This window comes from Paenibacillus sp. TSM33 (assembly GCF_056099025.1).
In genome coordinates this window covers 465,151-477,954 of record NZ_JBLZXB010000017.1, presented here as the reverse complement: position 1 = coordinate 477,954, position 12,804 = coordinate 465,151, and the positions used below count along the sequence as shown (strand labels likewise).

The window sequence follows — 12,804 nt, the reverse complement described above, 5'->3', positions numbered from 1 at the left end:
TCAATGACAGGATCATTTGATAAGACATCAGCGGCAGAATGGGCGGAGGGAGTAGCCTATGCTATGGAAACCGGAATGGTTCAAATTCCCTACGCTCTGCTCAAGCATTATCGGACGCTTCGGCTTACGGATGGTGAAATGCTGCTACTGATGCAGTTACTTGCATTTAAACAAGCGGAACGTAATGAATTTCCGACATGGGAGCAATTGCAGGCTCGTATCGGGTGTACTGCAAACGAAATCGCGCTTTATTTCAGTAAGCTCATGAAAGAAGGGTTTTTGCGAATAGATTCCGTGGAAGACCGCAGCTCATCTGTCCAATTTGAACGTTATAACTTGGCGGGTCTGTATCGCAAGCTGGCTGAATGTATGATCGCCGAGCGTTCGGAGCAGCACGATGAAGATGACATTTTGTTTGCGGGGAAGCCGGATGTACTGAATGGAATATCAGAATCCCCCATTACAGAAGAACGAAATTTATTCACGATTTTTGAGAAAGAATTCGGCCGACCATTATCACCGATGGAATATGAAACGATCAGCAGTTGGGTGGATCAGGATCGATATCCGGAGGAACTGATTTTGCTGGCTCTGAAGGAAGCAGTGTTTGCTGGGAAGGTACATTTCCGGTATATAGATCGCATTCTGCTAGAGTGGAGCCGAAACCGGGTTCGTAATGCACAGGATGCGAAAGAATATGCCCAGCGATTCCGTGGTGGCGGTCGCAATTAAAGTAGCAGACTGAGCCATTTAGGTAGTAAATTGATGCGCTATGGCTGTCACGTTGAAATGGCGATACATGGACAACGCGGAGTATCGCCTGTGCAACATGTAGGGCAGAAATTTAAAGTGAGTAAGTAGACTTTAAGGATAGAGGACACACCCTTCCGATTTTGAGGGTGTGTCCTTTTTAAATTTTTTTTTCGAAATGTGCAGGGGGAGAAAAATTCCTGGCGTCTATAGTATTGGGAAGGGGGAGAGCGTCATTGATATAGAGAAAATCATTGAACGAATCCGGTCCGGTGATCGGCAGGCGTTCCGTGAGATCGTAGAGCTGTACAGCAAGCATGTATTCCATGTGGCCTATTCGGTACTGCATGACAGCAAGGAAGCGGAGGATGCCGCGCAGGAGGCGTTCGTTCAAGTGTACAAGTCTCTCCCCCAGTACCGGAACGAAGGATTTAAAACGTGGCTGAGCCGAATTGCGCTCCATAAAGCGCTGGATATTAAACGCAAACAAGACAGGCGACCCGCAGATCTTATAGACGTGGCACAATCCCTTGTGCAGCTCCCTTCCCCGGATGAAGATGTATTGGCCCGTCTCATCCGCGAAGAGCAAACGGTAGAACTATCACAAAAAATCGCCCAGTTACCCCAGCAACATCGGGATATTATTCAAGCCTACTATATGCAGGGCAAAACCTACGATCAAATAGCACAAGAGACGCAGGTAGCTTTAAAAACGGTAGAGTCCAGACTCTATCGGGCACGACTATGGATACGAAATCACTGGAAGGAGGAGGAATGGCAATGACTGACCAACAGGATAGACCGTGGATGGAAGGACAAACGAATGACTGGCATGCATACATTACAGGAACTTGTACGATAGAGGAAACTACACGGCTGGAAAAGCTCTTGTTGGAAGATGAACAAGCACTAATGTCATATCTTGCCGCACTGGAGCAATTAGAGCCAACCCTGAAAGTACACTCTGCCTGGATGGATACGGAGCACTTCACAGATCAGGTAATGGCCGTTCTTTCCGATATAGAAGCTGAACCGAGTCAAATTATGTTCAAAAAACGCCGCTGGTTTGAAAAACCTGTGTTTCACTATGTTGTTGCCGCAAGTCTGACGTTGATTTTGCTATCCAGTGGAGCCTTTGACAAAATGATGCCGCAAACAGGCGATAAGCAGTTTCCTCCCAAAGAACACGTCTCTTACAGTGAAGAAGTCATGCAAGCTACGACAACCTGGCTCGATAAATTAAAGCCCTAAATAAGTTAAGGGTAAGACGAACAAGTTTAAACTTCAGTTGGGAATTTTACCAAGATTCCATAAATAGAAAGGAAGTGTAGCGATGCCTTATACGGAACGAAGCAAGCTATTGGCATTTCTATTGAACATCATTCCGGGTGTAGGACACTATTACTGGACCAGAAAAGCCAATGCGTTTGTCTATACCATTTTGTTTTTCGGATGTCTGGCAGGGGGAATATTTTTGTCAGTGGTAGCAAGTGACGGAGCGTTTTTTTTGGTGGGTATGTTTATTGCTGCCCTTTTATGGGGACTCTGCATGCTGCATATCGTGATTAGCTTGTTACGTTATGATCCTCGTGCGGTCGCTGCTCCATATCCTCCTCATGCAGGTTCTAATCCATATGGCTTTTACTCTCCAAATGGGTCTTATGGACAGACTGGGTTATCAGGAGAGATACCGGAGGGGGCAACAGACATAGACACGAATACCCCGGGAGCAGGTATGGGATCTGACCCAGGGTATAACCATTATCAACAAGGGCACTATGGTATGGCAGGATCACCTACTTTTCAAAAAGGATCAGACAATGAACGCTTTTTTACGATTTTGCTGTCATTCATTCCGGGATTGGGACACCTTCATTTGGGGCTGATGCAACGTGGCTTGTCTTTTCTGCTATCCTTCTTTGGCTTTGGCGCGATCCTTGTCTTTATTACTAGCATAACGAATGAATCCGGATTTTTGGCGTTTGCGGGCGTGTTGCCGATTATTTGGTTGTATTGCATGTTTGATGCGGTGCAGCATGTACATCGTAAACAAGCTGGGGACATTCTTCAGGACCGGACTTTGTTTGAGGAACTGGAGCATGGAAGAGTTGAGGGACGTCGTAGTAAAATGCTGGCTACCATTTTATCGGTATTTCCTGGTGCTGGACATATGTATATTGGTTTGCAAAAACGTGGACTCCAGCTCATGCTACTGTTTTTAGGATTTATTTATATACTGGACGTGCTGCATCTTTCACTCTTTTTGTTCCTAATCCCGGTGGTCTGGTTTTACAGCTTTTTTGATGCATTGCAGCAGGTAAGCCGTTATGGGCAGGAGCAGCTGATCGACAAGCCTGTGATCGCTATGTTTGCTCAATATCACCGCTGGGTAGGCTTGGGATTACTTCTGCTGGGTGCATACTACATCTTGATTAACGTACTTGTTCCGACACTGGACCGTCTGTTCCCAGATGGACAAATTTACAATTTAGTTGACATGTATTTAAGAACCATTATTGTCTCTTTCCTATTAATTGGCGGCGGTATTTGGATGATGATCGGTAATTCCAAATCTAAGCGAGCAAAGGAGAAAAGATAAAATGGATACTGAATTTTCAAAGAGTGAGGCTTCCTTTAAGGGAGCCCATCACTCTCAGAGCGACGTGACTGGTGCAATAGGCTTATTGGGTACTTCATCCCATAAGAATGGCAACACCAAGAGCTCAAACGCTCCAGCAGGAGTGTGGAAAGTTGGAAGGCTGTCCATGGGACTTTTTCTGGTACTGCTGGGCGGCGTAACGTTTGCCTCCAAATTTTGGGGAACGGGCATACTGGATCAAGCGTTGACGTGGTGGCCTGTTGTTTTTGTTTTGCTGGGACTGGAGATTTTAATGTATACCGCTTGGAAAGGGACACGTGAGCGCATTCGCTATGATCTGTTCAGTATGTTTATTACGGCGATATTGGTTTTTTGTTGTATCGGATTTGCCTTAGTCAGCTCATTGGGCATCACTCCGCAAGTCAGAGAAATGATGAGTTCAGTTCAGGAAACAAGGGTTCTTCCAGACTGGCATGAAAAACTGCCTGCCGGAGTGACCAAGGTGATTGTACAGGGAGAAGATCCCTATGCGGTCAAAATTGACGCTACCACCTCACCGGAGGTGCATGTATTTGGAAGTTATGTATATACAGGCAGTGAGGATGATTTCAAAGATGAGGAGCTCTATCAAACCAAGCATATTGGAGATACGTTATATGTGCTTCTCAGCCAGATTCCCACACGTTTTATGCAGACACATCATCAGCTTGACGTTACCATTGCCGTGCCTGAGGGAATAGCGGTTACTGTGCGTGACAGTCAGGGAAATGTGATTGAAAAATAGAGAGAGCTTCTAGCTTCAGCTTTACATTTTGTATCATTCACGCGATACTTGTTAAGGAAGCCTGGATTTTCACCATGTCACTAGTTATAAGATGTAGTTGCTTACCAGGCGTGACTTGATGATATGCATTCGAAGCGAATGTAATCGGAAAAGAGGGGGAAAAATGATTACATTAAATCCTGACACACTTACAGAGCGTGAAAATTATAAGCTGTTGACCGGGAGTATTATCCCAAGGCCGGTAGCGTTTGTAACGACTTTGAGCAGCGAAGGGGTGCTGAATGGTGCTCCGTTCAGTTATTTTTCCATCGTTGCCGCCGAGCCGCCACTTTTGTCTGTATCCGTACAGCGTGTCAATGGAGTTTCCAAAGATACAGCACGTAATGCGATGGAGCACCATGCTTTTGTCGTACATATTACAGACGAAGACAATGTGGGGGCAGTGAATGTGACGGCTTCTCGTCTGTCGCCGGAGGAGAGTGAGGTTACACTGGCAGGTCTCACCCCAATAAAGAGTACAAAAATTGCAGTTCCCGGTGTGACTGAAGCGAAAATACGTATGGAATGTGTTTTGGAGAAGGTGATACCGCTGGGAGGCAAGGAGGACACACCTGCCTGTGACCTATTAATTGGGCGCGTAGTGCAGTATCATTTATCAGAGGAAGCGTACCAAAATACATATGTGATTGCCAAGGAGTTGCGTCCGGTGAGTCGGTTGGCTGGAAACAACTATGCAAAGCTAGGAGAGCAATTCACGCTGGAACGTCCCCAATAGGGGACGTTGTTTTTTTACTTCTTAATGATTTAATTCCGGTATCATTCGACTCAGTACAGTAGTTGCATGCACCATTTCTGAAGATAACAACCTTATGTTAAAGTCAGTAATTATAAATGGGATATGGTTCAATGGAGGCCTACTCTTTAAAAAGGTTAATTGCATTGACTTGTCGTACTTTCTACCCGACGAGCCATACTCAATATAGTCATGAGCTAATAGTTTTTCAAAATCCTCTCTTCGAGCATGCATTAACTGCTTTTCTAAATTAATATTATATCTTTTAATTCTTTACTCAACTTATCACCCCAGTTGCCTTTTAATTTGCAGTGATACCTTCATGGGATTAAAAAACTTCATTTGAGAAAAACAGGGTAGTTTTTAGGTAGCCAGTAGGATAGGTTGCTTTTTTAAATAAAAAAAGAACGTTCCGTGCTTTCGCTAGGTTCCGTTCTCGATATTCAATGATCACTTTTACCATTCAATGATACGCATCTTTAATATATACGATTTATTCATTTTGAAGTTTTCAGTAGCAAGGAGCGATAGGTCGTTTCAAACAGAAATTCAAACGCCTCCAGATGCTTTTTAGCTTCAAACACATCACGACCCCATGCATAAATGCCATGATTACGCAATAAAATGCCTGGAACCTGATCATTCAGCACGTCTGGTACCAGCTTGGCAATCGAGGCGATGTCAGCATAGTTTGGCAGTATGGGAATCTGAATGGCTGCATTTTCCTCCCAAATGTTAAAAGCCTTAATGAGCTCGATGCTTTGCACAGGTACAAAGCCCTGCTCGCCGTAATATTCGGAAATCAGGTTGTTAAATACGGTATGCACATGAAAAACTGCTCCACAGCCTGTCAGGCGGTAAATTTCGCAATGGATGAGTGTCTCTGCACTTGGCTTGAGGTTTGTGGCTTCTGCCGCTTTTCCGTATTGGTCTACGAACAGAAAATCCTCAGGAGTACGTTTGGTCTTATCCTTGCCGCTAGCGGTGACTGCAAAATAAAATTGTTCTGGGTGAAAATTACCGATTCGGATCGACAGATTACCGCTTGTACCTGGGAACCAGTTGCGAGAGGCGAATAGCTCCTTGACATCAGCGAGTTCTTCCAGTGAACGGCGTTTTTCCTCAAACGAAATGTCTGCCAAGTTAAAACTCATTACAGTACCCCCTGCTCCTGTTTTTGCTTTAAATCCTCGATAATATCGTCAAATGTCTCAAAGGGTACATGCGGTACGCCAAGCTCTTGACACTTTAATGTCAGATGTGAGCGGGAGTACACAAGGTCGGCAATTTTAGCTCCTTCAAAATCCGTCAGGCTGTCGCCAATCAAAATCCGTTCGTATTGCTCGGGAGGGTATTGACGAATGACGGTCGTTTTGCACATGCCACAGTCATTCTTACACGGCTCCTCACACCGATGCGGCCACGTGATCTGGATGTGAGCCCCGGAAAAATCCGCTCCGTTGCAAAAAATGTGATCCTGCGGGATGCCGAACGGTTCGAGCAATGGATCAATAAAAAAATCAATGCCGCCGCTAGTAACGAAAAATTCAATCTGCTGCTCTCGTACAAAGTCCAAAAAGCGTGCAAAGCCCTGACGTATACCCGCTTGTCCAAGTACATATGAGATAACGTCTTCCTTAAGCTTCGAAGGCATCAAGGCGAACATCGCACCTACGCCTTCACGAATGGACATATGCCCGTTCATGATTTGATGCATGATGGGCTCATAGCCCACAGGCTTAAAATGCTTCATAATAGCGACAATATTATCACTGTTCGTAATGGTCCCGTCAAAATCACAAAAAATGACAGGCTTCTTGGCTGTGCTCATCGTTCGCCTCCCCACGTGTCGAGCGCAGATTGCAACTCAGGATGAGTGCGGGCGTATTGGGCCAGCGGGACATTCTGCTGCACCGCCTCAATCGCCTGCACAAAAGCGCGCCCACCAGCTTCCGTACCTAGTGGATGTCCGTGAATACCGCCCCCGGCGTTAACCACCACATCAGTACCAAAGTCGCGTACAATGAGTGGCACCAGACCGGGGTGTATCCCTGCGGAAGGGACAGGCATGCTGGTCTTCAGCGGTAGAGCAGGGGTGATCAGCTCGTCGCGAATCGCCATGTTTTCCTTACGCGGCATTGTCACTGAGCCATAGGGGGAAGGGAAGAGAACGAGATCAGCACCAGCTAGCCGCATAAGCTGACCAAGCAGGACGGACGCCGATATACCATAATGAGGTGATGGGTATGCAGCACCTGCTAATGAAGGATGGGCTGCAATCGGTACCGAAACCGCGGGATCGCTGCTAAGCTCATGCAGCACATCATAACCATAGGCCAGCACGTTAAATAGTAATGCGTTCGCACCTGCGCCGATAGCCTTGAGGGCTTGCGCTTTGAGCTGCGAGGTTGGACCGGTTAAATTAGCGGCATACAGCAGCTTTTTACCAGTTTCACGTTCAGCCGCTTCGGCAGCTCGGATACAGGCTTCGACACGTTTTTCAATCGGCGTCAGCGCATTTTCAAACAAGATCTCATCGTCCTTAATCAGATCAACGCCGCCGAGAGCCTGACGGGTAAACTGTTCACGCAGTTCGTCCAAATTGAGCCCAATTACGGATTTGAAAATGCTCATGAGCAGAGGCCGGTCATACACGCCAAGTTGCTCACGCAAGCCGCTGATACCGAATTTCGGACCTGAAAAAGCAGAGAGGAATGCTTCCGAGAAACCCAGCTTCGTCAGCTTAATTCGGCCGTCCATCGAAATTTTGCCGAAGACCGTAACTAACAATGCGGGAATATCACGGCTGAAATTGACATCCGGGTAAGCGATCGTTAAGTCGGCGTACCGCTCACCGGGACCTCCATCGTGAATATCCACAGATTGAACAGAGCCGAGATGCTTCTGCATCGCATCCCGCTTGGCCTGCGGGAGCTCAGTCCAGCTGCCCACCGTCATGCCGATGGCAATAGATTGGGCCTTTTGCTTAAAATCAGCTTTGTCATCGTATATTCGGTAGGTCGCCAGGCAATAGCTCACTCAATTCCCTCCTTAAGTACAGCTCCCATCTCGCGGGATCGTTCAGCGCAGCGCTGCACCGCCGCAATCACTGTTTCGTAGAAGTCACCTTTGTCCAGTGTTTCCAATGCAGCTACCGTGGAGCCATTAGGAGACATGATTTTATGACGAAGGGCAGAAGGCTCCTCTCCGGTTTGCTGGACCATGCGTGCTGCGCCAAGCGCAGTTTGCACTGTTAGTTCATGCGCTTGTTCAGGAGTCAAGCCACCGCGGATTCCCCCGGCAATCATGGCCTCCATTAAGTAGTAGACATAGGCAGGGCCGCTTCCGGAAATGCCGGTCAGTACATCCATTTTCTCTTCCTCTATAACCGTTACTGTACCTACGGATTCGAACATCGTAAGCACGTTTTTACGTTGACTTTCGCTGATCTCCTTGGAAAAACTGATGCCTGTGGCTCCCAGTCCAATTGAACTGGATGTGTTGGGCATCGTCCGTGCGATTGGCTGTTTGCGACCAAGCAACGTTTGTATGGTACGAATAGACAACCCGGCGATGACCGAAATGATCAGCTGTTCATCTGAGAGAAGGGGACCGAGCTGTCCAAGGGCCCCGGCAGCATCTTTAGGCTTCATGGCAAGCACGATCACTGGAGAATGACGCAGCAGTTCCGTTTTGGCTGCATCCTCAGTTTGGAACAATACTCCGTATTGCTGTTGGAGTTCCTCAAGACGAGCCTGATTACTGCGGTTGATGACGGTAATACCGCCACGTTTAACGACAGAACGATTCGTCATCCCACGAATAATAGCCTCAGCCATTGAACCTGCCCCGAAAAACGTAATTTGCTCGTTAATTAACACCTTTGTTTGTGATTCACACATGGATTCATACCTCCAAAGATACAAATTGATTTATGATATTATTCCCTGATTTGTCCAGTACCGTACACGCGGTATTTGGTTGAAGTCAAGGCAGGCAATCCCATGGGGCCGCGGGCATGTAATTTTTGTGTGCTGATTCCGATCTCGGCACCAAATCCAAACTCGAAGCCATCCGTGAAGCGGGTGGATGCATTGTGGTACACGGCCGCCGCGTCCACTTCTTGCAGAAAACGCTCGGCATGAGCTTTATTCTCAGTAACAATACATTCTGAATGCATCGTGCCATACCGGGCAATATGCTCCAGTACTTCGTCTAAATTGTTTACGACTTTGACATTCAAAATGTAATCATTGTACTCGGTGCCATAATCCTCTTCCGTGGCAGGAATAGCCCAAGGCGCTAGTTCTCGTGTCCGTGCACATCCGCGCAGCTCAACCCCAGCATCACGAAAACGTTCAGCCAATCCTGTTAAATATGTCTGTGCATAATCCGAGTGTACGAGCAGTGTTTCCATCGAGTTGCAGACGGACGGTCTTTGTACCTTCGCATTGAGTGTAATCGCTTCGGCCATTTCTGCATTCGCTGTAGCGTCCAAGAACGTATGGCAGACACCAGCTCCGGTTTCGATGACAGGCACGGTAGCATTTTGCACAACATTTTGAATGAGTGAACGCCCGCCGCGTGGAATAATCACATCCAGCAAGCCGTTCAAGGTGAGCATTTCGTTGACGGAGGCACGGTCTGAATCTTCAATGAGTTGAAGCGCCTCGCGTGGCACGGCTGTTGCGTCTAGCGCCTGCTGGAGCACTTCAATGATCTTGCGGTTGGAGAAAAGAGCAGCCGAACCACCGCGCAGCACAACCGGATTGCCTGTTTTCAAGCACAGGCCCGCAGCATCCACGGTCACATTTGGACGCGCTTCATATATGATGCCGATGACACCCAGCGGAACACGTATTTTCTCAATTCGCAGACCGTTCGGACGTTCAATTTGCTCAAGCGTGTCGCCGACCGGATCAGGTAGTGCCGCAATTTGCCGCAATCCTTCAGCAATAGCCCCGATTCGCTCCTCGGTCAGTTTGAGGCGGTCGAGCAGTGATTCCGACGTTCCCAGTTCCCGTCCACGTTTCAGGTCATTATGGTTTGCTGCAATCAGCTCTTCTGTATGGTTCACTAGAGCTTCTGCCATAGCAAGCAATGCTTCGTTTTTTTGTGTTGTAGTTAGTCGGTTCATAACCCCGGTACTTTTTTTCGCAAGACTTGCTTTGGTTCGTACTTCACTGAAGGGGTTATCCTCTGTTATCGCTATGTTTGTCGTAAAATCACTCATATTATGGCCTCCCTACATACATAATGTAATCCATTCATCCCTGTGGATCACCTCAAGCCGATGGATGGGACCAATTTTGCCCACAACCTCGCCGCTAGGTAAACCTTGTACCATTCTAAGCTGTTCATCATCATAATTGACGATGCCTCGTCCTAACACCTTATTTTCCGGTCCCAGCACCTCAACGACATCTCCGGCATGAAAGCTGCCCTCGACACGTTGTACGCCAACCGGAAGCAGACTATGTCCTCCGTGTACCAATGCTTCTTCGGCCCCTTGGTCTACATGCACCGAGCCCAGAGGGGTGGACATAAAGCCAAGCCATTGTTTTTTCATCGGCAGTGAAGAGAGGTGAGTATCAAAATAAGTGCCCGGTCCGTGCCCCTCGACGGCTGCGTCCAGATCACCATTTTCGCTTACTCGTCCCACATATACAGGCACACCGCCACGTGTAGCCACTTTAGCAGCCTCGATTTTGGATCGCATTCCGCCAGTTCCTACTGCTGATCCAGAACCTCCGGCTAATGCATAAATCTCCTCTGTAATTTCCTCGATACGTTCAAAACGTACAGCGTTTGGATGCTTGCGCGGGTCAGCCGTATATACGCCATCGGTATCCGTAATGATAATCAAATGCTGAGCTTTGACCAGATTGGCAACCAGTGCAGACAGCATATCGTTATCGCCGAATTTCAATTCGTCAATCGATACGGTGTCATTTTCGTTAAAGATCGGGATAACCTGCTGGCGCAGTAATTCTTCTACAGTCATTCCGGCATTGTTCATCCGTTTGCGGCTCAAAAAGTCACTACGGGTCAGCAGAACCTGCGCGATTACGAGGTCAAAATTTTTAAAAGCCTGCTCATAGGCTTGCATGAGAAGAGCCTGGCCGACGGCAGCTGCCGCTTGCTTTTCATGCAGCAGTTTGGGCCGAAAGGGATACCCAATCTCCCGGAACCCGGCGGCTACAGCGCCTGATGTAACCAGCAGCACTTCATGGCCTTTTGCACGAAGCAAGCTGATTTCCCTAGCAAAATAAGCGATGGCTTCCCGATTCAGACCACCTTCCACTCCAGTCAGGGAGCTGCTACCGATTTTAATGACGATACGTGTTGACAAGACGTCCACTTCCTTAATTTTACTCTTTTTAATGCAAAAAAACTTCCATCCTTTGTATGCAAAGGACGAAAGTTTGTGCTTCCGCGGTACCACCTTCATTGATGATTCATGATCATCCGACTTAAAACCTGTTAACGGCAGGAACCGCCTGATTGCGCAGGGCGCTCGGGGATAGGAGTTGGGAGAGAGTCCAGGTAAATTCTCGCAGCCTATCGGAATTTACTCTCTGAACAGGACTGAGCCTCTCTTAGTAGTCCCTTCAACGCGCTAAATGATATTGGATACAGAATACCACGAAAAGACCAGGTTTGGCAAAGAAGTTGTAGCTGGAAAATACGGCTTAACCAAACAGGTTTAGTTTGCCGATTCGATCAGCCGCCTCGGCCAGTCGAGCTTCTGAGCTCAGAAGCCCTGCTCGCACATATCCTTCGCCGCTGCTACCGAACCCAATCCCTGGAGCGACAGCTACCTTGACTTCACGCAGCAGCAGATCCGCAAAGGAAGCCGAAGTATAGCCCTGCGGCACAGGCAACCAGCTGAAGAAGGAGCCGCTTGGACGCGTCGCCTTCCAGCCTATTTGACCAAGGGCATCATAAAAAGCGTTGCGGCGTGATTCATAGCGAGCAACCAGCTCGGTTACGCATTCCTGTGAGGACGTCAGAGCTGTCGCCGCTGCCGCCTGAATACCGCCAAACAGACTTACATAAATATGGTCCTGTAGCAAATTAATTAGCGAGATGATCTTGGCATTACCGAGCGCGAAACCAACACGCCAGCCGGCCATGTTGTATGTTTTGGACAAGGTATAGAACTCAATCCCCACATCCTTAGCCCCCTCGGCCTGAAGGAAGCTTACTGGCCGTTCGCCATCGTATCCAATAGCACCATAGGCAAAATCACTGGCAACCACAATACCGTTACGTAGCGCAAATTCAACCGTATCCTCGTAAAAGGAGAGTGGAGCAGTTGCCGCAGTGGGATTATTCGGATAATTAAGAAACATTAATTTGGCGCGGCGGCGATCTTCTTCGGAAATGGCCTCATAATCGGGCAGAAAACGATTCTCTTCCTTTAAGGGGAGAAATGACATTTCCGCTTTAGCCAAGGCTATGCCAGACCAGTAATCCGGGTAGCCGGGATCAGGGACGAGACACACATCGCCGGGATTGAGCAAAACTTGCGGTAGCTGAACCAAGCCTGTTTTTCCGCCAAACAGGATGGCGACCTCGCTTTCCGGGTCAAGCGTCACACCGTAATCCTCCTGATAGCGCTGGACAATGGCTTCTTTGAGAAAGCTGTAACCACGAAAAGGTGAATACTTATGATACAGCGGGTTATCCGCCGATTCCTGCAAAGCTTTTACAATATGAGATGGAGTAGGAGTGTCCGGGTTTCCCTGTCCGAGATTAATGACATCATGCCCTGCTGCAATTTCACGGTTTACATTTTGTACAAGTGTGGCAAAAAATTGAGTGGGTAACTGTTTCATGACGTCAGCCGAGGGAATAGAAAAATGAGTCATCAAT

Annotated in this window: 13 protein-coding genes; 6 read left to right on the top strand and 7 right to left on the bottom strand. The window is 47.8% G+C overall.

The window, feature by feature from the left end; genetic code table 11:
- Positions 1 to 3 precede the first annotated feature (3 nt).
- The 6 genes from ACN6NF_RS14060 (at position 4) to ACN6NF_RS14035 (ending at position 4,908) form a co-directional block, all read left to right on the top strand.
- Entirely contained in the window at positions 4 to 732 is a 729-nt protein-coding gene (locus ACN6NF_RS14060) for a DnaD domain protein (protein WP_474318243.1), read from the top strand.
- A gap of 169 nt (positions 733 to 901) precedes the next feature.
- Entirely contained in the window at positions 902 to 1,534 is a 633-nt protein-coding gene (locus tag ACN6NF_RS14055) for an RNA polymerase sigma factor (RefSeq protein ID WP_474318242.1), read from the top strand.
- Positions 1,531 to 2,001 carry a hypothetical protein gene (locus tag ACN6NF_RS14050; RefSeq protein ID WP_474318240.1) on the top strand — a complete coding sequence of 157 codons (471 nt, stop codon included), beginning with the start codon at positions 1,531 to 1,533 and terminating at the stop codon, positions 1,999 to 2,001. Before ACN6NF_RS14055 ends, ACN6NF_RS14050 begins: the two co-directional genes overlap by 4 nt.
- 82 nt (positions 2,002 to 2,083) lie before the next feature.
- On the top strand, positions 2,084 to 3,349 hold the full coding sequence (locus ACN6NF_RS14045) for a multi-tm2 domain protein (RefSeq protein ID WP_474318239.1): 1,266 nt from the start codon (positions 2,084 to 2,086) through the stop codon (positions 3,347 to 3,349).
- A 1-nt stretch (position 3,350) separates the two neighbouring features.
- Positions 3,351 to 4,133, top strand: coding sequence for a hypothetical protein (locus tag ACN6NF_RS14040; RefSeq protein WP_474318238.1), 783 nt, complete (start codon positions 3,351 to 3,353; stop codon positions 4,131 to 4,133).
- A 163-nt stretch (positions 4,134 to 4,296) separates the two neighbouring features.
- Positions 4,297 to 4,908: a flavin reductase family protein gene (locus tag ACN6NF_RS14035; RefSeq protein WP_474318237.1), complete on the top strand. Its 612-nt coding sequence runs from the start codon at positions 4,297 to 4,299 to the stop codon at positions 4,906 to 4,908.
- A gap of 515 nt (positions 4,909 to 5,423) precedes the next feature.
- Here ACN6NF_RS14035 and ACN6NF_RS14030 read toward each other — a convergent pair.
- The 7 genes from ACN6NF_RS14030 to ACN6NF_RS14000 all read right to left on the bottom strand — a co-directional run bounded on the left by ACN6NF_RS14030 (position 5,424) and on the right by ACN6NF_RS14000 (position 12,800).
- Positions 5,424 to 6,080, bottom strand: a complete 657-nt coding sequence (locus tag ACN6NF_RS14030) for a methylthioribulose 1-phosphate dehydratase (RefSeq protein WP_474318236.1) — start codon at positions 6,078 to 6,080, stop codon at positions 5,424 to 5,426.
- On the bottom strand, positions 6,080 to 6,757 hold the full coding sequence (locus ACN6NF_RS14025; protein ID WP_474318235.1) for a 2-hydroxy-3-keto-5-methylthiopentenyl-1-phosphate phosphatase: 678 nt from the start codon (positions 6,755 to 6,757) through the stop codon (positions 6,080 to 6,082). Before ACN6NF_RS14025 ends, ACN6NF_RS14030 begins: the two co-directional genes overlap by 1 nt.
- The gene (locus tag ACN6NF_RS14020) at positions 6,754 to 7,965 is read right to left on the bottom strand and encodes a 2,3-diketo-5-methylthiopentyl-1-phosphate enolase (protein WP_090890212.1); all 1,212 of its coding nucleotides are present in this window, start codon (positions 7,963 to 7,965) and stop codon (positions 6,754 to 6,756) included. Before ACN6NF_RS14020 ends, ACN6NF_RS14025 begins: the two co-directional genes overlap by 4 nt.
- The gene (gene proC, locus ACN6NF_RS14015; protein WP_474318234.1) at positions 7,962 to 8,828 is read right to left on the bottom strand and encodes a pyrroline-5-carboxylate reductase; all 867 of its coding nucleotides are present in this window, start codon (positions 8,826 to 8,828) and stop codon (positions 7,962 to 7,964) included. The genes ACN6NF_RS14020 and proC overlap by 4 nt, the downstream gene beginning before the upstream one ends.
- 38 nt (positions 8,829 to 8,866) lie before the next feature.
- Complete coding sequence (locus ACN6NF_RS14010; protein WP_474318233.1) at positions 8,867 to 10,159, bottom strand: glutamate-5-semialdehyde dehydrogenase; 1,293 nt, start codon at positions 10,157 to 10,159, stop codon at positions 8,867 to 8,869.
- 12 nt (positions 10,160 to 10,171) lie between these two features.
- Positions 10,172 to 11,377: a glutamate 5-kinase gene (gene proB, locus ACN6NF_RS14005; RefSeq protein ID WP_474318232.1), complete on the bottom strand. Its 1,206-nt coding sequence runs from the start codon at positions 11,375 to 11,377 to the stop codon at positions 10,172 to 10,174.
- 241 nt (positions 11,378 to 11,618) lie between these two features.
- On the bottom strand, positions 11,619 to 12,800 hold the full coding sequence (locus tag ACN6NF_RS14000) for an aminotransferase class I/II-fold pyridoxal phosphate-dependent enzyme (protein WP_474318231.1): 1,182 nt from the start codon (positions 12,798 to 12,800) through the stop codon (positions 11,619 to 11,621).
- Positions 12,801 to 12,804 lie beyond the last annotated feature (4 nt).